Source organism: Vibrio pacinii DSM 19139 (assembly GCF_000711795.1).
In the GTDB taxonomy this organism is placed as follows: Bacteria; Pseudomonadota; Gammaproteobacteria; order Enterobacterales; family Vibrionaceae; genus Vibrio; species Vibrio pacinii.
Map to the genome: position 1 here is coordinate 287169 of NZ_JONH01000001.1, position 25889 is coordinate 313057.

At 46.3% G+C, this 25889-nt stretch carries 24 protein-coding genes; 9 read left to right on the forward strand and 15 right to left on the reverse strand.

What is annotated here, in order from left to right:
- Positions 1-115: 115 nt before the first annotated feature.
- Positions 116-856 carry a VP0952 family biofilm-associated protein gene (locus tag BS19_RS01190; RefSeq protein ID WP_038172825.1) on the reverse strand — a complete coding sequence of 247 codons (741 nt, stop codon included), beginning with the start codon at positions 854-856 and terminating at the stop codon, positions 116-118.
- 49 nt (positions 857-905) lie between these two features.
- Here BS19_RS01190 and BS19_RS01195 point away from each other — a divergent pair, with 49 nt between their 5' ends.
- Entirely contained in the window at positions 906-1208 is a 303-nt protein-coding gene (locus BS19_RS01195) for a DNA base-flipping protein (protein WP_038172827.1), read from the forward strand.
- Between the two features lie 20 nt (positions 1209-1228).
- On the opposite strand, the gene BS19_RS01200 is transcribed toward BS19_RS01195, so the two are convergent.
- Positions 1229-1657, reverse strand: a complete 429-nt coding sequence (locus BS19_RS01200; protein ID WP_038172829.1) for a YbaY family lipoprotein — start codon at positions 1655-1657, stop codon at positions 1229-1231.
- Positions 1658-1847: 190 nt separating this feature from the next.
- Between BS19_RS01200 and tesB the strand changes: the two genes are divergently transcribed.
- Positions 1848-2708, forward strand: coding sequence for an acyl-CoA thioesterase II (tesB, locus tag BS19_RS01205; RefSeq protein WP_038172830.1), 861 nt, complete (start codon positions 1848-1850; stop codon positions 2706-2708).
- Between the two features lie 58 nt (positions 2709-2766).
- On the opposite strand, the gene BS19_RS01210 is transcribed toward tesB, so the two are convergent.
- Positions 2767-3249 carry an Lrp/AsnC family transcriptional regulator gene (locus tag BS19_RS01210; RefSeq protein WP_211252979.1) on the reverse strand — a complete coding sequence of 161 codons (483 nt, stop codon included), beginning with the start codon at positions 3247-3249 and terminating at the stop codon, positions 2767-2769.
- Positions 3250-3364: 115 nt separating this feature from the next.
- On the opposite strand from BS19_RS01210, the gene BS19_RS01215 reads away from it, so the two are divergent.
- Positions 3365-4435 (forward strand): PLP-dependent cysteine synthase family protein, encoded by a 1071-nt coding sequence (locus tag BS19_RS01215; RefSeq protein ID WP_038172832.1) that lies wholly within the window; start codon positions 3365-3367, stop codon positions 4433-4435.
- A gap of 57 nt (positions 4436-4492) precedes the next feature.
- On the opposite strand, the gene BS19_RS01220 is transcribed toward BS19_RS01215, so the two are convergent.
- Positions 4493-4813: a DUF1244 domain-containing protein gene (locus BS19_RS01220; protein ID WP_038172834.1), complete on the reverse strand. Its 321-nt coding sequence runs from the start codon at positions 4811-4813 to the stop codon at positions 4493-4495.
- A gap of 115 nt (positions 4814-4928) precedes the next feature.
- Positions 4929-5804, reverse strand: a complete 876-nt coding sequence (locus BS19_RS01225) for a Tim44 domain-containing protein (RefSeq protein WP_038172836.1) — start codon at positions 5802-5804, stop codon at positions 4929-4931.
- 189 nt (positions 5805-5993) lie between these two features.
- On the opposite strand from BS19_RS01225, the gene BS19_RS01230 reads away from it, so the two are divergent.
- The 3 genes from BS19_RS01230 (at position 5994) to BS19_RS01240 (ending at position 9523) form a co-directional block, all read left to right on the forward strand.
- Positions 5994-6584 carry a TetR/AcrR family transcriptional regulator gene (locus tag BS19_RS01230; protein WP_038172838.1) on the forward strand — a complete coding sequence of 197 codons (591 nt, stop codon included), beginning with the start codon at positions 5994-5996 and terminating at the stop codon, positions 6582-6584.
- A 22-nt stretch (positions 6585-6606) separates the two neighbouring features.
- Positions 6607-8478: an MFS transporter gene (locus BS19_RS01235; RefSeq protein ID WP_038172840.1), complete on the forward strand. Its 1872-nt coding sequence runs from the start codon at positions 6607-6609 to the stop codon at positions 8476-8478.
- 121 nt (positions 8479-8599) lie between these two features.
- Positions 8600-9523 carry a YeiH family protein gene (locus BS19_RS01240; RefSeq protein ID WP_038172842.1) on the forward strand — a complete coding sequence of 308 codons (924 nt, stop codon included), beginning with the start codon at positions 8600-8602 and terminating at the stop codon, positions 9521-9523.
- Here BS19_RS01240 and BS19_RS20345 read toward each other — a convergent pair.
- The 8 genes from BS19_RS20345 to BS19_RS01275 form a co-directional block, all read right to left on the reverse strand.
- Positions 9520-9696: a hypothetical protein gene (locus BS19_RS20345; RefSeq protein ID WP_169738996.1), complete on the reverse strand. Its 177-nt coding sequence runs from the start codon at positions 9694-9696 to the stop codon at positions 9520-9522. The genes BS19_RS01240 and BS19_RS20345 overlap by 4 nt on opposite strands.
- 94 nt (positions 9697-9790) lie before the next feature.
- Positions 9791-12265 (reverse strand): sensor domain-containing phosphodiesterase, encoded by a 2475-nt coding sequence (locus BS19_RS01245; RefSeq protein ID WP_038172843.1) that lies wholly within the window; start codon positions 12263-12265, stop codon positions 9791-9793.
- Between the two features lie 134 nt (positions 12266-12399).
- Positions 12400-13839 carry an o-succinylbenzoate--CoA ligase gene (menE, locus tag BS19_RS01250; RefSeq protein WP_038172844.1) on the reverse strand — a complete coding sequence of 480 codons (1440 nt, stop codon included), beginning with the start codon at positions 13837-13839 and terminating at the stop codon, positions 12400-12402.
- Positions 13836-14822 (reverse strand): o-succinylbenzoate synthase, encoded by a 987-nt coding sequence (gene menC, locus BS19_RS01255; RefSeq protein ID WP_038172845.1) that lies wholly within the window; start codon positions 14820-14822, stop codon positions 13836-13838. The genes menE and menC overlap by 4 nt, the downstream gene beginning before the upstream one ends.
- 185 nt (positions 14823-15007) lie before the next feature.
- On the reverse strand, positions 15008-15874 hold the full coding sequence (gene menB / locus BS19_RS01260) for a 1,4-dihydroxy-2-naphthoyl-CoA synthase (protein WP_038172846.1): 867 nt from the start codon (positions 15872-15874) through the stop codon (positions 15008-15010).
- A 28-nt stretch (positions 15875-15902) separates the two neighbouring features.
- Entirely contained in the window at positions 15903-16691 is a 789-nt protein-coding gene (gene menH / locus BS19_RS01265; RefSeq protein ID WP_038172847.1) for a 2-succinyl-6-hydroxy-2,4-cyclohexadiene-1-carboxylate synthase, read from the reverse strand.
- Positions 16681-18405, reverse strand: a complete 1725-nt coding sequence (menD, locus tag BS19_RS01270; RefSeq protein ID WP_038172848.1) for a 2-succinyl-5-enolpyruvyl-6-hydroxy-3-cyclohexene-1-carboxylic-acid synthase — start codon at positions 18403-18405, stop codon at positions 16681-16683. Before menD ends, menH begins: the two co-directional genes overlap by 11 nt.
- Positions 18406-19713, reverse strand: a complete 1308-nt coding sequence (locus BS19_RS01275; RefSeq protein WP_038172849.1) for an isochorismate synthase — start codon at positions 19711-19713, stop codon at positions 18406-18408. It abuts the gene before it with no gap.
- Between the two features lie 219 nt (positions 19714-19932).
- Here BS19_RS01275 and BS19_RS01280 point away from each other — a divergent pair, with 219 nt between their 5' ends.
- From BS19_RS01280 to BS19_RS01290, 3 genes are all read left to right on the forward strand, one after another.
- Positions 19933-21147, forward strand: coding sequence for a pyridoxal phosphate-dependent aminotransferase (locus tag BS19_RS01280; RefSeq protein WP_038172851.1), 1215 nt, complete (start codon positions 19933-19935; stop codon positions 21145-21147).
- Positions 21148-21224: 77 nt separating this feature from the next.
- Positions 21225-21824: a 5'-deoxynucleotidase gene (gene yfbR, locus BS19_RS01285; protein WP_038172853.1), complete on the forward strand. Its 600-nt coding sequence runs from the start codon at positions 21225-21227 to the stop codon at positions 21822-21824.
- Between the two features lie 66 nt (positions 21825-21890).
- Complete coding sequence (locus BS19_RS01290) at positions 21891-23207, forward strand: anti-phage deoxyguanosine triphosphatase (RefSeq protein WP_038172855.1); 1317 nt, start codon at positions 21891-21893, stop codon at positions 23205-23207.
- 13 nt (positions 23208-23220) lie between these two features.
- Here the strand turns inward: BS19_RS01290 and BS19_RS01295 are convergent, their stop codons facing one another.
- Together BS19_RS01295 and BS19_RS01300 are read right to left on the reverse strand one after the other, a co-directional pair.
- Positions 23221-24591 (reverse strand): HD-GYP domain-containing protein, encoded by a 1371-nt coding sequence (locus BS19_RS01295; RefSeq protein WP_038172856.1) that lies wholly within the window; start codon positions 24589-24591, stop codon positions 23221-23223.
- A gap of 117 nt (positions 24592-24708) precedes the next feature.
- Positions 24709-25722 (reverse strand): adenosine deaminase, encoded by a 1014-nt coding sequence (locus tag BS19_RS01300; protein WP_038172857.1) that lies wholly within the window; start codon positions 25720-25722, stop codon positions 24709-24711.
- Positions 25723-25889 lie beyond the last annotated feature (167 nt).

Consider the following 25889-nt stretch of genomic DNA (forward strand, 5'->3'; position numbering starts at 1 on the left):
TCTGCGTATTATTACTGCCAGTGTTCCTTTACTCAATAACGCGCAAAATTCGGCCAATTCTGACACAACAGTACTCATATGCCAAGCCAATATGATAGGCATTGTTATTGATAAGTTAAATGTCCTGCTGCTCTTCAACACTGCGTATGATGTAATCGGTCATCCACGCGGTCGCGAGCAAACATAACCAGACCACGAATACCGGATTAGGCACTTCAATACCCGGCGTCACAACCAAAGCTGCAAACCCCACCGTAGGCAAGGTCCAACACAATAACTTACTCCAGCGGAATGTTTTCAGGCGTGACAAGCTTTCCATTGAGGCAATCATACCCGTTACACATAATGCAATTAACGCCGCATAGGGTAAATCAGCCATCCAAAGTGGCAGTACTAAACCTAACGCCCACCAACTGTGTTTTCGTGAAGGTTGCCAGCGAGAGGCAGACCACCATACAACGGCAATGGCTAAGGTTTGAATAATGGTGACTATCGGCTCACCACTTAACTTGCCCGCTGACTGTGTCACCATGATCCCGACCAAGAGCGTGCTAACAATCAGCAGGCTGGTTAAAATTACAGTGATACTACTGCGTTTTGAGAATGCCACCATCAGTAAAGGAAATAAAATCCATAAGCTAACCGATAACGTGAAGGGTTGATGAGGTAAAGTTAAACCATAGCTAGTCATGGCGGCGAGAAGCGTCAGGCCGATGACGCCGCCTTGTGGTAAAATCCATAACGCAGGGATAATCAGAGCCAAGACAGGAATATCACCTGCACTTATACTGATAGCGCGTGCACATACGATGGCAAGCAGTGTAGTAATAACGAATTGAAATGTTGAAAATATCATGCCCTCTCCTTATCCATTCCTTGGAAACTTGAACTAGGACACTTTCATTATGGATCAGTTTTTAATCCAAATCTTTGCTGTAATTCACCAAATTCCGTTTGGTAAAGTAACAACCTACGGTGAAGTGGCGAAAATGGCGGGTTACCCTGGTTACGCCCGTCATGTTGGTAAAGCATTAAGTCACTTACCCAATGACAGCAAACTGCCTTGGTTTCGGGTCATAAACAGCCAAGGACGTATTTCTTTGCAAGGACAAGATCTTGATCGGCAGCGGCAAGCCTTGATGGCAGAGGGAGTAGCCGTGTCACCGGATGGAAAAATCGCGCTGCGGCAATACCAATGGCAGCCGTGAGCGCTGCCATTGTAATCGCGTTAGTTACCGACGCCTACCAAGCGTAAGTTAACACTTTCAGTATGGTTAGCGTCCGTAATGACTGGGTATGAGGTATCGGTGATAAAGCGCAGTTGACCATCAACTTCAATTCGCGCACTCACACTATAACGATGGCGTGCTTCAATTTTACTGGTGTCGTAAGCAAGGTCAAACTCGAATGGGACTTGGGCGCCGTTACTTTCAAACCGGTGCTTAGCAATCACTTTAGACGGAGCATCGGCAAGTGAGACATCTTCTAGTTTGATGGTAATCACGGCGTCATCAGGTAATGCAATGCGCTCACGATAAGCAACAATACCAGTAACATGATCGATCTTCGCTTGCGGCGCTTCCTGCTCTGAGTTTTGGCAGCCAACCAATACGCCCCCGAACACAACGGCTAGAATCAAGCCTAATGACTTTTTCATAAAACCTCACTTAACTTATTAAATTATAGTTAATTATAGGTAGTCGCTATACTAATGTCATGGTAGTGACGGTGAATTAACAAGACTCTGACCCAAATTACGCCACGATGACAATCTCGTCGCAGCCGCTGTTTTAATTGTCACTAATAGGCGTAGAATATCTGCATAATATCAAATCAAGGGTTCAATAATGAGTAAACCTCTCAATGAGTTATTAGACTTACTGCAATTAGAAAAGCTCGAAGAGGGCCTCTTCAGAGGTCAAAGTGAAAACTTGGGACTGCCTCAAGTTTATGGTGGGCAAGTCATTGGCCAAGCGCTTTCGGCTGCTCGTTATAGCGTTGATGCCGATCGCACGGTACATTCGTTTCACAGCTACTTCCTCTACCCTGGCGATCCAGAAAAGCCCATTATTTATGATGTTGAAAACCTGCGTGACGGACGCAGTTTTAGTACCAGACGTGTCAAAGCGATTCAAAATGGTCGGCCAATTTTCTATCTCACTGCCTCATACCATGGTGAAGCCCCGGGTTTTGAGCATCAAAACACCATGCCAGATATCCCCGGGCCGGAAAACTTTGCCTCAGAATCACAGTTAGCCGCTCAAATCGAGGCGTTCTTACCAGAAAAAATGAAGAAGACGTTCTGCGGTGAGAAGCCGATTGAAATGCGCCCAGTGACAGTGGTTAACCCACTCAAACCAGAAAAAGTAGAGCCAAAACAATATCTGTGGATCAAGGCGAATGGTGAAGTACCTGATGATCAGTTAATTCACCAATATTTGCTCGGTTATGCATCTGACTGGGGGTTTTTAGTCACGGCGCTGCTTCCGCACGGTGTTTCGCTAATGACGCCTAAGTTCCAGGTTGCCACTATTGACCACTCGATTTGGTTCCATCGCCCATTCAAGATGGATGAATGGTTACTGTATGTGATTGAGAGCCCGACCGCATCGAATACGCGCGGTTTAGTACGAGGAGAGATTTATAATCGTGCTGGTGACTTAGTCGCCTCAGCAGTGCAAGAAGGCGTTATGCGTTTTAACCAATAGCATCAATACCGCTGCGCTCATTGTCGTGGGCGCAGTGGTGATAAGCGATTCAATGTGGTTACTGTGAGCCTTCGCTACTAATCGGTAGCGCGGTCGTATACTTCAGCGGCTCCATAGCAAAAGTAGACGTGACATTCGACAGACCAGCGACAGAATTAACCAATTTTTTGTAGAAACGGTCGAAACAGTGCATATCTTTGACTAACACCTTCAACATGTAGTCATACTCACCAGCCATGCGGTAAAACTCCATCACCTCAGGAAACTCGCACGCGGTAGAAACAAATTGACGATACCACTCATGGGAATGGTCACTGGTTTTGACCAGTACAAAAGCGGTGAAAGACAGACCCAATTTCTCTGGATTGAGCAAAGCGACACGCTTTTGAATCACCCCCGCCTCTTCAAGCTTTTTGAGCCGTTTCCAACACGGTGTCGTGGTTAGATTGACCGCCTCCGCGAGATCGTTTAATGACAAGGTGGCATCGTTTTGTAATAGATCGAGTATTTTTCGATCAATCTTATCTAATTCAATTTCCATACAGACACAAAAGAGAAAATAATTCTCCAAATAAAGCAAATGGAAGCAAAAAAAGCAAAGTTTTTCTCTGCAACAATCGATAAATTAGTTCTATAACGATTCTAAGGAGAAAACTATGTGTACTGATCATGACTGGATTAACAACGCGGTACGTAAAATTGAAGCCGATTACCAGCGTAGCGCTGATACTCACTTAATTAAGCTTGATTTACCCAGTGTTGCCGGCATTGATATCTATCTTAAAGATGAAAGTACACATCCAACCGGTTCGCTCAAACATCGTCTGGCACGTTCACTGTTTCTCTATGCCATCTGTAATGGTTGGGTCGGGCCAGAAACCACGATTATTGAATCATCATCTGGCAGTACTGCCGTCTCTGAGGCCTACTTCGCACGACTTCTCGGGCTGCCGTTTATTGCAGTGATGCCCAAATGTACCGCACGTAAAAAAATCGAACAGATTGAATTTTATGGTGGTCAGGCACATTTAGTTGACCGCTCAGATCAAATCTACGCCGAGTCGCGTCGCCTTGCGAAAGAGCTCAACGGCCATTACATGGATCAGTTCACTTACGCAGAACGTGCCACCGACTGGCGCGGTAACAACAATATTGCTAACTCTATTTTTAGCCAAATGGAATTAGAAGATCACCCTATTCCAGCGTGGGTAGTCATGAGCCCAGGAACTGGCGGTACATCAGCAACCATTGGCCGCTTTATTCGTTATCAAATGCACGACACGAAGCTATGCGTTGTTGACCCTGAGAATTCAGTGTTTCACGACTACTTTCGCACTGGCAACAAAAATCTCATCGGCGAATGTGGCAGCAAAATTGAAGGGATTGGTCGCCCTCGTGTCGAGCCAAGTTTTATTCCTGGTGTGGTCGATGAAATGCGTACTATCGCAGATGCGGCCTCGGTGGCCACGGCGCACTGGCTAGAGAAAATATTAGGACGTAAAGTGGGGGCCTCCACGGGCACCAATTTGTATGGCGTTTTACAACTCGCCAGTGAAATGAAATTACGTGGTGAAAAGGGCTCGATTGTGACACTGCTGTGTGACAGCGGTGAGCGTTATTTGGATACTTATTACAACCAGCAGTGGATCAAAGACAATATTGGCGATCTGCAACCTTATCTCGCAAAACTTGAAACCTTTGAAGCCACAGGTGAGCTGAGCGCATAAGCATTTTAAGACTCGATAGAAAAAACGCCACTGAGTTATCCTCAATGGCGTTTTTATTTATTGTTTATTTTGACGTGCCTCAAAAGCCGCCAATTGCTCTGATGTTGCTTTCGGTTGGTGGTTTTGTTTCCACTCGTCGTAAGTCATGCCATAAACACGCTCACGTGCATCGTCAATCTCGAGCGCTACGCCTTGACTGTCAGCCTCTGCTTTATACCATTTACTAAAACAGTTACGACAGAAACCGGCCAAGATCATCAAGTCGATGTTTTGCACGTCTTTGTTGTCATCTAGATGAGTTAGCAAACGGCGAAATACCGCTGCATCGAGTTTGTCTTGCTCTTGTTGAGATAAATTTTTGTATTTAAATTCAGCCACTTTACTTACCTTTCGATTATTGTTTTAGTGGGTAAAGTGTAACAGCCTCACTATTATTTACTCAATACAAAAACGCCCAAGCTAAGAGCTCGGGCGTTGTTTAAATCGATGGTGATTAACCTTGAATGCCAACAATCAACCACGGTGCATTCGGTACCGTTAGGTCGCGCTCTAAGTGCCAGATATCTTCGATGTTCTCTTCAATACCTTCAACTGAGTCGCGGTAACGACCACTGAACTGTAGGCTCAACTGTGCTTTGCTTGCATCGCAATCAGCACGAACAATTTCTGCATCGACATACATGACGTCAGTATGCTGCTCACCTTCAAGCTTAGCTCGCTCCGCTTGTAGGTCGGCAAACAAGCTTGGTGACACGTATTCTTCAATCGTCTCAAGCTGGTTGTGATTCCACGCACCTTGCAAAATTCGGTAGTGCTCACGAGAACCGTTGATAAAGGCAGTTTGATCAAATCCTTCAGGGTAACGGTGCGGAACATCCGTTTGAGCACCAAAACCAAAGCCACCTTGATTAGCGCCTGCTTGCGGTTGCTCAAAGTTATGCATGTTCGGTTGCTCAAACTTAGACGCAGAACCGCCAAACGCAGGTTGCTGACGATGTTGGTTCATACTGCCCTGCTTAGCGCCAAGCATGCTACGCATCAACTTGAAGATAACAAAAGCAATCAAGCCCATGATCAAGATATCCATAAATTGGATACCCTCAAAAGCGCCACCAAAGAAAGCCGCAAGTAGACCGCCTGCAAGTAGGCCGCCCATTAACCCGCCCATTAACCCCTTCTTGCTTGATTGAGTTTTTGTGGTTTGGTCTTTGCCTAGCGTATTGGTGTTCTGTTGTTGCTGTTTTGGCGCAGGCGCTGTTTTAAAGCTTTTGCCAAAAGATTTGCCGCCACCGAACTTTTTAGCCTCAGCGATCGGGGTGATCGCGACTGAGACCATAAGCAGTGCAACAAGGGAAAAGAGTCGTTTCATGTTCTTCCTTAAGGTTCTTAATCGGATTAAGTCTTTTATTTATCACACCATAGTAACGTCCAGCTCACCAGTTTCAACTAAAACATTGCAGTTTGATGTATCAGAATATTGCAAATAATGATCGGCAACGTTGACGCTCTCTCCCTTCGCTCATAAAATATTGAACGTTGTTCATTACAGATTTTTATCATGGCTAGAAGAAACGATCATACTCGAGAAGAACTGGTGGCGCTCACGCTTAATACTGTCAAAAAGTTTTTGGCAACCCACTCTTATCATGAGTTAAGCTTGAGAAAAATTGCGAATATGATTGGTTATGTCCCAAGTACTTTAGTCAATGTCTTCGGCAGCTATAACCTACTCTTATTGCACACCGTTGCCCAAACTTTGGATGAACTTTCAGCCGAGGCAAATACCGTAGTCAAGCGCAGCCAAGATGCTGAGGCTGCACTGTATGATTTAGCTTACTGCTATCACGATTTTGCGCTGCGTCATCCTCATCGCTGGCAATTAATTTTCGAGCACAACATGAATGGCGATCCACTACCAGATTGGCAGGCGCAAAGAATTAACGCCATGACCAACATGCTAGAGGGCCTACTTCAAACACTCGCGCCACAGCGCAGCGCCGCTGATGTGCTTAGAGCGAGCCGTGTTCTGTGGTCTGGCGTACATGGTATTACGCTCTTAAGCGTCGACGATAAATTTTTTGCCGCTGAACCTATCGACGGTAAAGAATTGATTAGCAATCTTTTGTCCCATTACTTAAGCAACTGGTAAATTCACCAACTAAGGCTAAACAATGCCACAAAATCAAGCTTCTTTGATGAAGCAAAAGCGCTTTCTACCATACTTCATCACCCAGTTTTTTGGCGCATTTAATGACAACATCTTTAAAAATGTTTTGTTGTTGTTTGTGGCTTTCGCAGGTGTCGGCGCTTTACCTGTCTCAAGCAATCTATTTATCAACCTCGCCGCTGGGCTGTTCATTTTACCCTTTTTTCTTTTTTCGGCATCGGCTGGGGTATTAGCTGATAAATACGAAAAATCCTGGTTTATCCGTAAGGTTAAATTGGCTGAAATTGCCATCATGTGCCTTGGCGCTATCGGCTTTATCACTGAAAGCTACGTTATTCTGCTGATATTACTGTTCTTAATGGGTACACAATCCGCCTTCTTTGGCCCGGTCAAGTACGCCCTGTTGCCCCAACAATTAAAAGCCAATGAATTAGTACCAGGTAATGCGTTAGTCGAGACAGGAACCTTCTTAGCGATTCTTCTTGGCACACTGGGCGCCGGAGTGATTGCTTCAGCCGATGATGCTAAATATGTTGCAGCCGCGTGCGTCATTGTGTTTGCTCTTCTTGGCTATATTTCAAGCCGTTCGATCCCTTGCGCGCCAGCAAGCAACCCTAGCCTCAAGTTTCGCTGGCAGCCGATTAAGCAGACCAAACAAACCATTGCCATTGCCAAGGCTGACCCTACTATATTTAAAGCACTGATGGCGATTAGCTGGTTTTGGTTTCTGGGCGCGGCGTACTTAACTCAATTCCCGAACTTTACCAAGCTACACCTCAACGGCAGTGAAAGTGCGGTCTCCTTTCTGTTGGCCCTGTTTTCTATCGGTATTGCATTAGGGTCGCTTGCTTGCGACAAATTATCCAATCATCGTATCGAAGTGGGCATCGTTCCCTTGGGTAGCTTAGGCATTACCGTCTTTGGCGCTTTAATGGCGACCTCTGTACCGGAGACGATGTCGAACATAACCAGCTTCAGTGAATTGATTCACTACTCACCACTTTGGCCACTGTTTGCTTACCTATTGCTACTTGGCGCCTCTGGTGGCGTGTTCATTGTGCCTCTTTACGCCCTCATGCAACAACGCGCTCAAGTAAAACAACGCGCTCAAGTGATTGCCGCACTCAACATTTTCAATTCACTGTTTATGGTTGGCAGTGCGGTTCTGGGTATCGTCTGTTTATCACTTTTAGAACTGACGATTCCTCAACTATTCCTATTACTGGCAATATTGAACTTCCTTGTTGCGAGTTATTTGTTTATTCAAGTGCCGATCTTTGTCGTACGCTTTCTGCTGTGGGTGCTGACCCATACTATGTACCGTGTATCGCACAAGAACTTGCACCACTTACCAGAAAAACAAGGCGCATTACTGGTTTGTAACCACGTCAGTTATATGGATGCCCTGTTGCTTAGCGCTGTCTGTCCACGCTTGATTCGTTTTGTCATGGAAGAAGAGTATGCCAATACACCAGCGCTGAAAAAGTTTCTTAGCCGCGCGGGGGTAATTCCTATTTCGGCCACCAACCGCCGCTCTATCATTCGCGCTTTCAATCAAGTTGAACATGCCCTTGAACAAGGCCATATCGTGTGTATTTTTCCAGAAGGCCGCCTGACCCCTGACGGTGAAATCCACCCTTTTCTGCGCGGCATGGACATCATTTTGAAACGCAGCCCAGTACCTGTCATTCCAGTTGCGTTAAAAGGTATGTGGGGAAGCTATTTCAGTCGACACAAAGGCAAGGCGTGTCAGGGGCTACCTACACGTTACTGGTCTCGTATTGAGATAGAAGTGGGCGAACCTGTACCACCCGAGTTGGCGTCGACTGCCATGATGCAACAAAAAGTTGCACAACTGCGCGGCGATTGGCGTTAGCCTTCGACGGTTTGCTAACCACAAGCGTTAAGTTTTTCTTAACGCTTGTTCAATACAATCGGCTCTCTTTATCGCGATGGTTTCGATACACTGCGTCCTCACATAAAATATCTTACTGATTATGAACTCACTTTCTAAGTCATCACCCTTCTGGATTGCCGCGGCAATCTGTTTAACGCCACTTATCTCATCACCAACGGCGTTAGTGATCGGTTTCTTGCTTGCCTCATTAGGTCTAGTCCCTACCACCGTTAACCTTGCCAAGATCACCAAAAAGCTGCTTGCGTATTCGATTGTAGGTTTAGGGTTTGGCATCCAGTTTCAACAAGCCCTTGCCGTGACTTCAGACGGCATAGGTCTGATTGTTGTGACGATCATGGGCACATTATTGGTGGGGTGGTGGTTAGCAAAGTTACTCGGATTGAACCGGGAAACAAGCTATTTGATCTCGTCAGGAACAGCGATTTGTGGCGGCAGTGCGATTGCCGCAGTTGCTCCCGCGATTCAAGCCAAAGATGACCAAGTAGGATTAGCACTAGCAACGGTGTTTGTCCTTAACTCAATTGCCTTGTTTGTGTTTCCGGTCATCGGCCATGCACTCGAGCTAGACCAAATCACCTTCGGCACTTGGGCTGCGATTGCAATTCACGATACGTCTTCGGTTGTTGGTGCTGCCTCTGCCTACGGTGAGCAAGCGCTGACTACCGCAACCACGTTAAAATTGGCTCGTGCATTGTGGATCATTCCAGTGGCTCTGTTCAGCGCTTTTTTGTTTCGCAATGATTCGAAGAAAATAACCATACCTTACTTTATTTTCTTTTATTGCGCGGCAATTGCAGTGAGTGATTTTCTACCACAGTTTGAGTTGGTGTACCAAGCGATCTTCGACATCGCAAAACGTGCATTGGTGGTGTGTCTGTTTTTGATTGGCTGTGGTATTTCGTTCGAGAAGCTAAAAAGGGCCGGGCCAAAACCCTTGCTGTTTGGTGTGATCTTGTGGGGATTAATTTCGGTCAGTTCGCTGGCGTGGTTAACGCTGCATTAATGCTCTCTGGCTTGGCGGACACTTTTTGCTCGGCTAGCAAGCTTGATGTTTCGCACTAACACTAGGGTTGAAACAAACGCAGACAACTCCATTAATGAACGAATCAAACCGTCACTATTAATCGCGATGATAATTTGCACTATAATCGCTGCGATCAACCCGACTCTTAACATCGTTATACCCTAATTCCTTTTATATTTGCTTTATTATGAATCAGGGTTATATGATTACTAAATTCGTATTGGCACTATGAAATTACCAAATTAACTAAGTGAGTTTTGTCGGCTCTCCTAGGTAGAAACCTTGCAAGTAATCGACGCCCAACTCAGTCGCGATGTCACATACCGCTTGGTTATGAACAAATTCCGCCACCGTTTTAGCGCCAAACACATTGCATAGTCTTACTAATTGAGAGGCGACTTTACGCTGTTTAGAGTCAACATCAATATAGCGAATCAAGCTGCCATCAAGCTTAATAATATCCGGCTCAATTTTGATGATTTCATCGAGGTTCGAATAACCCGAACCAAAGTCATCAACAATAATCGTCACCCCCATCCTTCTAAAATGATTACAGACTTCGCTCATCCGCTCAAAGTCGTGAATTTGTTCAGATTCAACAATTTCGATACCGACTCGAGTTGGGTCTTGCAGGGACAGTATATTCGACTCAAGCAACTCTAAGGTTGTATCGTTAACGATATCTTGATGGGAAAGGTTGAGCGAAAACTTCTCATTACGAGGCTGCATCAACTCAAAACTATGGTTGATCATTAGTTGGCTCATTTTGTTGTATAACCGTGTACCTTGAATCAAAGGTAAAAAGTAACCCGGCGGCAGAACTTTTGACCCATGAGTTAAGCGCGCCAAGCATTCATAGTTGCTGAGCATTCGGGTAGTCGCATCAAAAATGGGTTGCACATAGGGCTCAATATTGCGCTGGGCAATCGCATGGTTAGTGATAGAGAGCTTTTCGAGACGGTCGCGACGTTGCTCCTCTTGCTGAATTAAATCATTGGCATCAACAAAAGACTGATTGGTCTTGTTAGCGTGACGGCGTGCTTCAATTGACTTAAACAACAGTGCGTCATCAGAACACGACATAAACGCCTTTTTCTGCACAATACCAGCACTGATCGATACAGCAAGATGGGTACTATCTAAAAACGAGAATCCTTTAAAGTCGACAGATTCGACTTGCTCAAGTAGCCGCTCAAATCGACGCCTTACCTCGTGCATTGGCAACGGGTTGCTGAACACCGTCGCCCACTCCCCAATTCCGATGCTGTAAAGCTTTGCTCCTTGAGGTAAGTGGTCACTGACCAACTGGGCGAAAAATGAAGTTAACATCACCAAAAGATTGTCGCCAACCGAGTAACCATATTTCTCATTGATATCGGTTAGGTTATTAATTTTTACATTGAGTAAGCTGTCATCTAGCCCCATCTCAGCGATATTTTCGATCAACACCGCTCGATTGGGAAGCCCAGTGCGACGATCAGTGCGATAACTTGAGACCAGCGCATTCGCCTGACTTTCAATCTTGTCTTGCATGATTTGATTGTAGTTTTCTAGATCTGAAAATGAATTGCGAATCATCGAAAACAGTGGCGACATAGTCGAAGACGCATCGACGTTAGGTAGTACTATATCTTGTTTCGCCTCCCCTTCGCGCATCGCCAGTAACGTCAGACTATGATGCAGCACCCTTTGTTGTTGCTGCTCTTTGTACAGCTCTCCCATGCAGTAGAAGCCATAGCAATCTGCGACCGACTGTAAGGGCTCTAGTTCCGCATTGCCCTCAATAAAATCGAGGCGCGATGTACAGTTATAAACAAAAATAGCATCCGGTTGCAGGTGGGCAAGATGAAAGGCGCCCTGCTTGACCTGCTGTATGGTCAGCTCAGGGTGGTCATAACAGAATCGAACCTTATCCCCTTGCTCTAAAGGCTGATCAAATTCAATACTCAAGTCTTCTAACACCGCGACTGGCGTGGCAAGTTCTTGATCTTGCTGATCACCTTTCATCATCGGAAAGCCAATCAATAACTCCGGTGCAAAGTGTTCGCCATCGGCTAGGTAACGACGATAAATATGGCCAATCGCTTGATGGTTGAGTTCAAATACCCGATTCCCTTGCGCTTTGGTCACGACAAATGTTTGACCAATCGGGTTCCACTCGTTGTAGGATTTTTGCCAAACATGCAGTGTGGCTGAGTGAAACGCGACAGCGACTAAAGCGTTTTGATAGAACTCACCATTGAGCATCGCCCAACGGCCATGATTCGTTACCGTGGTTGCGCCACCAGCGATTGGAACCGTGTCATGACGAAATGCTTGAAAAAGGTCTTCATCGTTGGCGCTTAAACGGTCAGCAAAACAGAGGATCGCTTTTGTCTCATCGGTGATCGCCAGCTCTTGACGTAATTGATGCGTAGCATGACGCTCTGTCGGTGAAAAATGAGCCACTGCGCTCGTCAATCGTACTTGTTCAAATTGACTAATAACGGCGACTGTCTGCTGGCGCGTGATTTTACCTTGGTCTATTTTATGCTCAGCACTACTGCCAATCACAACAGCGCTTGGCCACTTGATACGCAGTGATAAGCAATAACCCTGAACTTCACCTTGTGCTTGGTTTGAGAATAGTTGTACAAGTGGGTTTGAGTAGTGGTGATTAACCGATTCAAGCAGGATATCCAGTTCCTGTTGATTGGAAAAAGTGATAGAAGTGCTATCCATACGACAAAGGCGACCCTAGCTAATTACACCCGGTGATTATCTCGCTGAACGACGATCGAATGCAAAAACCGTCACTCAGCATGTGACTTTAAGCAATAATTATGCAGCCACAACACATTTTCGATCACACCGTATTATCCCTGAGTTGGATAATTCAATTTCAACCACTGCTTTACGGCGTGGCGTGATATTTTAATGCCATTCTCGCTTAAACCCGCTGGCATCGTATAGTAGGCGATGGGCCACTTAAATCGGCTTAGTTGACTGTCAAGATACTCAGGCATGATGCCACTATCAAAACCATCGGACGTTATTATGACCGCCACCGGACGATGACCAAACTCGAGATCTTCAACTGGCACGACGATGGCGAAATCAATCATAGGATGCCGATTTAATACTTGCTCAATCTCTTCACAATGAATGTTTTCACCGCCAGAGATAAACTGATTGTCAGCTCGACCAATAATTCTTAATTCGTCTCCTACCCACTCACCCAAATCCTTAGTATCAAACCAACCATTGACTGTTAACGGTGTTAACTGTCCACATTGATAGTAACCCGACGCTAAGGTTTCACCTCCAATGTAGATGCTTTGTCCCTCTAGCTTTAAACGCCGTTTTGCTAGCAGACGACCTGCACTGTACGTGCTATCCACTCGCTTAGCCGTCACCGTAGAGGCGGCTTCGGTTAAGCCATAACCTAGCCAGGTCTCGATCCCTCGCTGCGCCGCTTGCTGACTTAACCCATGATCAACATGGCCACCACCAAGCAACACTTGCTTTAATTGTAACGGCTGCGCACTGTCGAGCAGTCTTCGCAATTGAGTCGCCACTAACGAGGCGTGTGTGACACCTTGAATATCTTGACTTAACTCGCCACTACCCACTTTAAGGCCTGCACCACTCAATAGCCAACGATAGACAATCGCCAATCCCGACACGTGATAAAGCGGCAAACTGAGCAACCAACAGTCGCCTTGCTTGAACGGGAAAACGGCCAATAGCCCCTGCGCAGAAGCAAGATGCTGACGAGAACAGTGCGCCACCGCTTTCGGCGTTCCAGTCGAGCCAGAGGTAAAGACAATCGAGGCTAATGCATCTTGATCATAACGGCTTTGCGCATCAGGGTGTAACGACATCGGCGCATGATCTGTTTGATAGGTGCAATCGGTTTTATAAGTATAATCGGTCTGAAAAATATGCTCGGTTTCAAGAGTAATCGTGGCCGTACAAGGCGCAGATGATAATGGCTGAGTAAACCAAACATGGGACTCGCGCGGATCTTGATAGAGTGTCGCTAATTTAACGTCAAGTTCGCTTTTTGTCTGCGGCATGGTCAACGCATTAATCGCGCCTAATTCAAGACACGCTAAGTAAACCAGCAATTGCTCAACGCTATTCTTGCCAACACTGGTGATCACATGTCCAGCTTGGATCCCCTGCTGTGTTAACCCTGCAGCCACTTGATCAACCTTATCGGCTAGCTCACGCCAAGTGTATTGATGTGTTGGTGTGATTAAAGCAGGCAATAAAGGGCTCTGATGAGCCCAGTGTTTAAGCAAGGAACTCATGACTGCCAGATAAGCGCTTGTTGGTTAAGTGGCACAACAGGAAGCTCACAGCCTGGCCACTCGACTTCCAACTGCTGAGCAAACAACCCTATCGTGTCTAATCCTGGGGTCTCTTGCGGTAATTGCCATGCAGCAAACCGTGCAAGCTGAGTTAAGCCTAGACTCGACTCAATACTCGAACTAATGATGACTTTAATTCCTAGCGATTTAGCAGTGGCGATTAACTCGGCGCAACGCTCAATTGAGCCAATCAAAGTCGGTTTAATAATGATCGCTTTAGCACCATTGTAATCTTGCAGTTTAAAGTCATCTTTGCGTACAGAATGTTGCAACGTTTCATCCCAGGCGATGGCAATACCAGTCGCGATGGCAAATGAAAAGCTTTCGCCCGGCGACTGACAAGGCTCTTCAATAAACGCAATACGCTGACGCAGTGATGGGGCGATTTTCTTAGCGAACTGCAGCGCTTTTTCTGACGTCCATGCGCGATTGGCATCTAAGCGCAATGTCAAATCCGGAATCGACTCCAAAAATAGACTAACAAGCATGCCATCACGAATCGGCTCGTAAAGGCCAACTTTAATCTTGGCGACTTTTTCTCCGCTCATCGCATTGAGTTTTGGCAGCAGTTCATCAGGATCACCTGAGCATAACGGCGCCGCTTGATAACAGCCTTGCTCAGGCAGAATGTCATCGAGCTCAAGTTGCGCCATCGACAAACCAAATGCGACGGAAGGAAACAATGGCTCTAAATCAAGTTCAACACCTTGTGACCACAGAGCAAGTTGCTCAACCAGTTGAGCGTAAGTTTCCTCGAGGCTCTCGAGACTAAAACCCGGCAACGGCGCAATTTCACCACGACCTATTTTGTCATCCAGTGCCAGTTCAACAATAAACCCTTCTCGCACCGTTAAGCGTTGCTCTCGCAGAATCACCCCACTGTCCATCGGCAATTCATAGCGATAGAGTTTGGCTGATCTCATAGCTTAATCCTTTATTCATTCTTTTATCATTGTTATCACCCTCTAACCTTAGCAGTTAGAATGATGATGATTGATTTTGTTTCCACCCAATGCCAATCAGTGATACTCGATATTCAAGTATCACTATTACGATTACGCGCCAGTCTGGTTGGCGCGTAAAGCAGATTTAGTTAGATTGGCAAGTATTAAGGATTACGTGGAAACTTGTTGAAGTCAGGGCGACGTTTTTCGTTAAACGCATTGCGGCCTTCTTGCCCCTCTTCCGTCATGTAGAACATCATCGTCGCATTGCCCGCTAGCTCTTGCAAACCCGCTTGACCATCACAGTCAGCATTGAGCGCCGCTTTAAGACAACGCAGCGCCATTGGGCTATGTTGCAAGGTCTCTCGGCACCAGCGTACGGTCTCTTTCTCTAACGACTCAATTGGCACAACCGTGTTAACCAACCCCATATCTAACGCCTCTTGGGCGTCATAAAAGCGACATAGGAACCAAATTTCACGCGCTTTTTTCTGGCCGACAATACGCGCCATGTACGACGCTCCCCAACCGCCGTCAAACGAGCCTACTTTTGGCCCAGTTTGGCCAAACTGGGCGTTCTCAGCAGCGATGGTCAGATCACACATCATGTGTAATACATGACCACCACCCACAGCCCAACCTGCTACCGCAGCAATCACGGGTTTAGGGCAGGTACGAATTTGACGTTGAAAGTCGAGCACATTGAGGTGGTGGGTACCTGAATCGTCTTGGTAACCGCCGTAGTCACCACGGATTTTCTGATCGCCACCAGAGCAAAATGCTTTCTCTCCAAGCCCCGTCAGGATAATAACGCCCACCCCTTCATCATAACGAGCATCCGCTAACGCATTAATCATCTCTTTGACAGTTTGTGGCCGAAATGCATTGTGAACTTGCGGACGGGCGATGGTGATCTTGGCAATACCATCTGCCGATTTGTGGTACTGAATATCTTCATATTCACCGCTGCAGTCATTCCAGTTTACGGGTGCATAAAGTTCTTCTTCTGAGATACCGACTGTTTTTGCCATGGTGATTCCTATTCTGTTACTTAGTGACTCAGCTCAAACCATTAAGCTTCAACTGAGCATTGATTATGTCTGCGAATGCTTGGGGCTGCTCTAAATGAACATTGTGCCCAGCATTGACTACCTGGCTAAAAGACAAACCGCTTAGCTTAGCCAACTGACTAAATTTATGATCTTTTTCACCACAAATGTAATGTGTTTTTACTCGTGTACGTTTTAGTTCATCGAGTAAGTCATCTTGTTTAGCGAGCGAGGTCGCCTCGAGCATATTCGCCACCGACGGGCCAAGATTAGCACTGCGTTTCGTTATCAGTTGTTGTCTTTGCTCATGGTTTAGCGAACTAAATACGGGCTGTTGATACCAATCGCTTAACACCTGTTCAATCGGCTCATTTCTAAACCGCGCCGCCCAGTGACTATCACTAAGCCATCGCGCTTGCTTTGCATCTCGGTGCGAAAGGCCAAAGTTTCCTCCTTCGACGATCAACATCTGCACATTGAGCTGAGCAAAATCGCCATTTGCAATCCCTGACATCGCAATCCGACCACCCAGTGAATAGCCCACCAGCACTATAGGCCTGTGCGGCATAATATGGGTAAGGAGTGTGTCAGAAATTTGCTTGCAACAATCACCAAAATGACGACAAGCGTCAAGAGCGCTCACGCCATGACCCGGTAGGTCAAGACAAATATATGGCCGAGGGCTTAAGTGCTCGGTCACTGAATGCCAATCTTGTCCTGAACCCAATAATCCGTGCAAAAACACCAACACGGCTTGGTTAGTGGTATTAATGTTGGCACTGGCGCGACTATAAAGCATGAACTTGACGCACAAACTCTTTAAGTTGGTTTGACGCTTGATTGGCTGGCGTTTGGATCTCGACTAACAACGCCCCTTTACCGCTACTCAAATGCACCTCAACGGCATGTTGATACTCTGCCAAGGTTTGTGGCCGCGTATAACCTAATTTGAATTGTTTCGCCGCAAATTCAAAGTCATAACCATGTGGCATCTGATACAACGTTTGCTTCTGCTGCTCTGGTACTGGCAACAAGTCAAATATAGCGCCGCCGTCGTTATTGGTGACCACAATAACCATAGGGGTCGTTTGTTTGGTCAGCAGGGCGAGCGAATTAATATCGTACAACGCTGAAGTATCACCAATGAATAGCGTTGTCGGGCGATTTGTCACCCGCATTACACCCGCGGCAGTGGCAATGATGCCATCAATTCCTGACGCGCCTCGATTCGAATAAACCTCATAACCATCAAGGCGACCAAACATATCAACCAGACGAACAAATAAACTGTTACCGAAAAAGATCTGGCTTGATTTAGGAAGTTTGTCGACCGTCAATGCCAATGAAATTTCATCGACATTAGCGTCACGATTTAAATGGGTCAGAGCCAGCAACGCTACCTGTTCCGCAACTTCAGTCAAGCTATCAGCCCACCCGGTTGTGGTGTGGCCTATGGTTGGCCATCTCGCCAGTAATGAGTCAAAAAAACAGCCAATCTCACACTGGTGATGAATCTGCATCAAATGCGCTTGATTGTTTCTCGCTCCATTAGGCGAAAGGTAATGATAATCAGCATCGCGCCGTTCAACTTGTTCGGTTAACCATTGATTTAGCCGCTTAGAGACAATTCGCGCGCCCACTTGCAGCACCAGTTGACATTGATTAATGACCTCGGCTCGTTGGTGATGTTGCAGCCACAAGTCATAGTGCGCCCAATCAGAACAAACACCAGATTGAGGATCGCACAATAGCGGCCAACCCAGTTTGTGTGCCAATTGCTGCGCTTTTTTAGCTTCACTCACGGTCACACAACCGAGCACGATGACGCCTTTCTTATCGACAAAACTTGCTGTCGGTACAGTCGCCTGGCGATCGGTAGACCACTGCTGACAGTAAGGGCGCTCACTTTGCTGCCATCGAGCCACTTCATCAAGGTAGTCTTGATAAAGCGCTTTTGGCTGTTCACTATAAAGCGGTTCTGGGAAGGGGCAATTAATGTGTACCGCACTGCCCTGCTTGTTCTGTTGAATCAGCAACTGATCAATCGAGGTCAGTAGCCATTTAAGGGGTGTGAGTAAATTTGGACTTGGCAGATCAAGCGCTGCGGTTACATGGTGAGAAAATATCCCCGACTGAACAATGGCCTGATTGGCACCGCAACCGACCAACTCAAGTGGTCTATCTGCGGTTAATACCACGAGTTTCTCACCAGTAAGTTTGGCTTCTGCGATCGCCGGAAGCAAATTGGCTACGGCGGTACCTGAAGTAACGACAATGGCGACCGGTTTATTGCTTGCTTTAGCCAACCCTAACGCAAGAAAGCCTAAACCTCTCTCATCAAAATGAGTGTGCAGGGTGAGCTTTTGATTCTCGTCCGCTTCCAAAGTTAAAGGTGTCGAACGTGAACCAGGAGCGATACAAATATCGCTGACACCGAAACGGGTCAGCTCTTCAAGCAAGGTTTGGCACCAAATACGATTGATCACCGCCTGTTCTATTGCCTTGGTCATCATCTATGAAGCCACTCCCAAAGAAGGATGGTCTGAAATCAGTGACAGCAGCGTCGACATTTTTTTATCCAGCTCTTGCCACTCGTGTTCAGCTATCGACCCCGGCACAATGCCCGCGCCAGCGAACAGCTGAACCTGATCATCCACTACCAAGGCACTGCGAATCGCGACACAGAACTCTGCGCGCTGATGGCTAATGAACCCCATTGAACCTGCATACCAGCCGCGTGCAAACGGCTCATGCTGCTGGATAAACGCCATCGATGCTTTACGTGGCAAACCCGCCACAGCCGCCGTCGGCTGTAACGCCTCAAGCAATTGAACACCGTTAGTGCCTTTATGCAGATGGGCACGAATGTTGCGTTTGAGATGTTGCACTTTACGCAATCGAACTAATCTTGTGTCTTGTTCTACTGACACCTGATCTGAATGTGGTGACAGTCTGTCAATAATATCATCGACAACATACTGGTTTTCGTTGAGATTTTTGCTATCACTCGCGAGCCAATTGGCCAGCGCCATATCCTGAGCGGCATTTTGGCCACGCCCAATGGTGCCAGCCAGCGCCTCCGTGTTGAGCTCTTGCCCTTGACGGGCATAAAGTCGCTCAGGTGTGGAACCGATAAAACAGTGTTTTTTATCAAAGGCGAGCAAAAAATGAAAGCTGTGATGATTTTGCAGATAGCTCGACTTTAGCAGTTGTGCCGCACATAGGGGCTTATCTAAAGTTAGGGTCGTTTTACGTGCCAAGACCACTTTTTTAAACTGTTCATTTTCGATACCTTGCAACACTTTGTTGACCAAATCAGACCATTGGTGTTGCTCAGGAATATGTTGAATTGATTCAATATGCGATGAAATGGCACGCAGTGGCGCAACATCAAACTGAAGTTTAGACAAGCTCGCTAGAGTACGCTGCTTCTCGCTATTCAAGTTGATCGCAAGTGACCATTGGTCATCAAAGCGAATCAGCTCAATTTGCGGGAGGAAAAAAAATGACGACATGCAGCGGCGGTTTTTATCCGTTTGTCCGTCAAACGAACGCCCACCCCAAACGCGTTGGTCATCAGCCAAAATAGTATAGGCCGGAGCGGGGTCGACAAAGGTGTGCAATTGCCCTAAGGCGACCACTTCTTCACGAGTATCACGAGACTGCCAATAAAACTTTGGGAACACTGGTTGAGCGTCCAACCAGTCGACAAATGCAAAGTCCGGTTTTTTTTCAAGAACTTGAACCAGACGGTTTACACCCTGTTGCGCTTCCTTAGCGCGTTCAATCAGTTCAGAAACGGCTTGATGAAAGTCAGACAAATCAGCCTCGTATGCATAGGAGTTATTAATTATTTTACCTCGCTACTCTATTTATAGACCTTACTCAAATCAAGGATGTCAGTAATGTTTTATATATTCCTGTGATAACGGGCGTGCTACAAGGCAGGAATTATCGCCATTGGCTCAGATTTTTATTCTAAGTAACCTCATTTTAAGTTACTTTAATAAAGGAATGTCAATAAATTCAGGTTTTATTCAATGCAAAATATCGGGATGTCGTCAAAACTCGACAATGTCTGCTATGACATTAGGGGTCCTGTACTTAAACATGCTAAGCGCATGGAGGAAGAGGGGCATAAAATACTAAAGCTAAACATTGGTAACCCCGCACCATTTGGCTTTGACGCCCCTGACGAAATTCTGGTCGACGTGATTCGTAACCTACCGACTTCACAAGGGTATTGTGACTCGAAAGGTATCTACTCAGCACGTAAAGCCGTGGTGCAACATTACCAACGTAAAGGAATACGTTCACTTGATGTTGAAGATGTCTACATCGGTAACGGCGCCTCTGAATTGATCGTCATGGCAATGCAAGCTTTACTCAATAACGGCGACGAAATGTTGGTCCCAGCGCCCGACTACCCGTTGTGGACGGCTTCGGTCGCACTCTCTGGTGGCAAAGCCGTGCATTACTTGTGTGATGAACAGGCCGACTGGTATCCAGATCTCGACGATATTAAGAAAAAAATCACGCCTAAAACACGTGGTATTGTGTTGATCAACCCAAACAACCCAACGGGCGCGGTTTACAGTCGTGACTTTTTACTCGAAGTGATCGAAATCGCTCGTCAGCACAAACTGATTATTTTTGCTGATGAGATCTACGACAAAGTGCTCTACGACGGCGCCACCCATACGTCCGTTGCCACACTCACTGAAGATGTTTTAGTCGTGACCTTTAACGGCCTGTCGAAAGCGTACCGTGTTTGTGGTTTTCGTGGTGGTTGGATGTTCTTAACCGGACCAAAACACCAAGCACAAGGCTACATCAACGGACTCGACATGCTGTCGTCAATGCGCTTGTGCGCCAATGTACCGATGCAACATGCCATTCAAACCGCTCTGGGCGGTTATCAAAGTATTAATGAGCTGCTGTTACCTGGCGGGCGTCTGCTTGAACAGCGTGACCGCGCCTTTGAGCTTATCAATCAGATCCCCGGGGTCTCGTGTGTTAAGCCGAAAGGAGCGATGTACTTGTTCCCAAAAATCGACACGAAACGGTATAACATCAAAGACGATCAGAAAATGGTGCTCGACTTCTTGATTCAAGAGAAAGTGTTGTTGGTTCAAGGCACTGGCTTCAACTGGCCGAAACCGGATCACTTCCGTATTGTTACGCTGCCGCATGTTGAAGATTTAGAAATGGCGATTGGTCGTTTTGAACGTTTCTTATCGACATACAGTCAGTAGTAATTAGACGCTATTTTTCATATGCTTAAAGGGTGCTCATCGAGCACCCTTTTATTTTTAACGCTTAGGAGTCATCCATGCCCAATACCAACCCAAAGGAAAGCCATTTTTTTGCCCACCTTGCTCGCATGAAACTCATCCAGCGTTGGCCTTTGATGCGCTCAGTGTCGACTGAAAATATCTCTGAGCATAGTCTACAGGTGGCGTTTGTAGCCCATGCCTTGGCCGTGATCAAAAACAAAAAGTTTGGTGGCGATCTCAACCCAGAACGCATTGCTATTTTAGGCATGTATCACGATACCAGCGAAGTGCTGACTGGCGATTTGCCGACTCCGGTAAAATACTACAATCCTGACATTGCCAAAGAGTACAAAAAGATTGAAGCGGCAGCAGAACAAAAGCTGCTTTCTATGCTGCCTGAAGAGTTTCGCGATGACTTTGCTCCTTACTTGGTCTCTCAGTCAGCGCATCCTCAAGATGCAGCCATTGTGAAGCAAGCGGATACCATCTGCGCCTATTTAAAATGCCTTGAAGAGCTCAGTGCGGGCAACCATGAATATGCATTGGCTAAAAAGCGCTTGGACGTGACACTGAAAGAACGTTACACCGAAGAGATGGACTATTTCCTTAATACCTTCGCGCCCAGCTTTGAGCTTTCTCTTGATGAGATCAGCTAACATTCAGTATAGAGTAACTTTCAAATCATAAATTTTAACCTAAGAGTGAGCATACAGAGGTTGACGATGGGTATTCCAATCAGCGATTTATGGCACGACCGTCACGATGATGAACATAAAATTCGTCGTGATGATCATCGAAGCCCATACCAACGAGACCGCGCACGCATTCTCCATTCGGCGGCCTTTCGCCGTCTGCAAGCGAAAACCCAAGTTCATGGCAACAGTTTTGATGACTTTCACCGTACCCGTTTAACCCACTCGTTGGAAGCGGCTCAATTGGGCACTGGCATTGTCGCGCAACTTAAAAAGAAACAACCGCAATTTCGCGACTTGCTGCCGAGTGATAGCTTAATCGACTCAATCTGCCTTGCCCACGATATCGGCCATCCCCCTTATGGTCACGGCGGAGAAGTCGCTCTCAACTACATGATGCGTGAACACGGCGGCTTCGAGGGCAATGCACAAACTTTTCGTATTGTGACCAAATTAGAGCCCTATACTGAGCTGTTCGGTATGAACCTCGCGCGCCGCACCTTGTTAGGTTTGATCAAATACCCTGCGTTAATTAGCCATACTCGCGCTGCCGTCATCCCTGCAAGTGTCTCACATCAACGTCAACTGCGCGCTCGCGATTGGGCGCCAGCGAAAGGCTTATATGATTGCGATAAAGCTTTGTTCGATTGGGTGTTAGCGCCATTGAGCGAGCAAGACAAAACCTTGTTTAGTCAGATGCGTGATGAACCGCTATCTGAGTACCAGCATAAAAAAACACGCTTTAAGTCAATTGATTGTTCGATTATGGAGCTTTCTGATGATATTGCCTACGGCGTTCACGACCTTGAAGATGCCTTAGTACTCGGTATGGTCAATCGCCATCAATGGATTGAGGGAGCCGCCAGTCAACTTGCCGAGTGTGGCGATGTATGGTTTGAAAAACATATTGATTCGATTACAGAAATGCTTTTTTCTGGCACACACTATCAACGTAAGGATGCCATCGGAGGCATGGTTAATGCGCTACTGACCAGTATTTCGATAAAACCCGTTGAGGCGCCATTTGATTGTGAACTGCTCGCACTCAACGCCGTACTCGAACCGACCATGGATAAAGCGCTCAACATCTTGAAACGCTTCGTTAGTGACTATGTTATTCAAGTCCCGCACGTTCAAGTCGTTGAATACAAAGGCCAACAAATCATTATGGATATTTTTGAAGCCCTAAGCGCCGATCCTGAACGCTTGCTGCCAGTCAACGTACGGCAGAAATGGTCAGCGTGCGACAACAATAGCGCAGGTTTTCGCGTGATAGCCGATTACATTTCATCCATGACTGACGGGCACGCTCAAAGACTGCACCAACAACTGTTCTCTTCTCACTAAGTCCGTGGTTAGGCTATTCAGATTCTGCAAAATAATGGCTAGGCAACTTGGTAATCGCTGCTTTCAATGCGTTGAAACAGCGTTCATCAATTGCGGTATGAAGGTTCTCTTGCATAATGAGTAAGGTCTTAGGTACGGGCACCGCACCCCGATATGGCCTTTCTGCCGTGATGGCATCAAAAATATCCGCGGTAGTAATGATCCGGGTTGAGAGTGGAATTTGTTCGGCACTAAGCTGTTTTGGGTAACCAGTACCATCGAGCTTTTCATGATGCGCGCCTGCGATCCACGCCATCTCTTTAAACGGTTTTAAATAATTGAGAATTTGTTCGGTCAGTGCTGCGTGTGATTTAACGGCTTCCCACTCTTGTTCGTCGAGTTTACCCGGTTTATCTAAGATGGCATTGCTCACACCAAGTTTGCCAAGATCATGCAGCAAGGCGGCGCGTTTTAACCACTGCCTTTCAGCAAACTCAATCCCGAGTTCCTGTGCAATTAAGTCGGTATAGACGGCAACACGTTCACTATGACCTGCAGTATAAGGGCTCTTCGAGTCGACAATTTTACCAAACGCACTAACGATACAATCGAGGTACTCTTCATCAACAATGACACTGGCATGAGCGGGCGCGAGGCTCATCACACGTTCAGCGATATCCGCCGCATTAAGCCCCTCAACAAAGCTCGCTCGTTGTGATATATCGACCAAGTGCGCCACTAACTGTGGGTCAAACCAACTGCCACTACGGGCCTCAATTTCAGCAATCGCGCGGTCTAAGTCATGCTCAAATTGGAACACGTCAACCACCTGAGCGAGCAAAGCAATGCGAGAAAACAACGGAATCTGATCGTGTTTGAGTTGCTCCGGGCGCCCCGTTCCATCCCAGTGCTCATCTAAACTGTGTACACCTCTTGCCACCAGCTCATTAAATCGCAGCTCTCGGGCCACCTCCGCACCACGAGTACAACGGGTTTCAATCAGCTCTTGAGCGTAATCATTACCATTTTTGAGAATATCGATGGTGGCTGAGATCCGAGTGACCCAGCTCTGGCCGATCCCGGTATTTTTCACCACAAAGTTAATCGCACTAGACAGACTCGTACCAACAGTTTTGTAGTTGCGCTTAAAGGAACGATCATCGGTCATATAGAGTTCACAAATACGTGCAGCATTGCTACTACACCCGGCATCTTTGAGCAGCAGTGTGAAAAATAGATCATACAGCTGTTCGTCGCCAAGTTGCATTGCATCACCAAGGTGCATACCGATCCAACAACAGCGAATACAGTGTTCAGGCGGTTGACCTTCTGTCATATCTAACGCTGTGGTTAGCGAGAGCATTAGCTCAGATAACGGAATGGTTTGATTGACGTGAGGTTGCATAAAAGTCCTTATCGAGCACAGAAAAAATGTAGCAAGCGCCTAATGATGATTGTCCTTATCACCACCCATTAATACGCAACAATCGAACTTCTAGTTTAGTGGCTCATTGCGATAAAATCACTCGTCATCTGCGAGAAATGATTCTAACTGACTGTGTAAGCGGCTTTTTTCTATATCATTAATAAAACTAGCGTTGATAGCATTACGGGTAAACTGCGCCAACTCTTGCTGGCTGATCGCATGGCTCTCGGCCACCGCGATAAAGTTGTCAGTCATGTAACCGCCAAAATATGCCGGGTCGTCAGAGTTAATCGTCACACATAAGCCTCGGCGTAACAGCTCGACAATATTGTGTTCACTCATGGTTGCAAACACTTTTAACTTAGTATTTGAAAGTGGACAAACCGTCAACGGCATTTGACTTTGCTCAAGTACATTGACTAACGCATCATCATCGGCGCAGCGAACCCCATGATCGACTCGGCTCACTTTAAGTAATTCTAGGCTGTCATAGATATTGCTCACCGGCCCTTCTTCACCGGCATGAGCTACCGTCAAAAATCCCTCGTCTATTGCCTTTGCAAACACTCGGGCAAACTTTTCTGGAGGGTGACCTAGCTCTGATGAGTCAAGTCCAACAGCAACAATTTTATCTTTATGGGGCATTGCTTGAGACAAGGTGGTAAAAGCACTCTCTTCATCAAGATGACGTAAGAAACACAAGATGATTTGGCTGCTAATACCAAGTTGCCTATAACCCTCTTGCAGTGCTTGATAAATACCATTGATCGCCGTATCAAATTCAATCCCACGCTCGGTATGAGTTTGTGGATCAAAAAAGATTTCGGTATGAATGACATTGTCCTCATAGCAACGGATAAGATAAGCCCACGTCAGGTCATAGAAATCTTGTTGATGAATGAGAACGTTAGCACCTTGATAATAGATATCAAGAAATGACTGGAGATTGCTGAACTGATAAGCCTCTTTCACTTGTTGAGACGTAGAAAAAGGCAAAGCAATTTGATTACGCTGGGCCAGTTGAAACATCATGTCAGGCTCAAGGGTGCCTTCAATATGCAGATGTAATTCGACTTTAGGCAGTTGCTGAATAAAAGTAGTGTGATTCACGCTTACGTCTCTCCATTCAATATGATGAGTTTTCAACAAGCCCTTTTCTCTGAAAAGCGTAAGTCATACAAAGAGAAAAGCGCTGTGCGCTTTACTCTTGTTCATAATTCATTGATTTAATTATACTAAAATCATCAACAAAGTCACTCAAAGGTGTATTCGCTTTT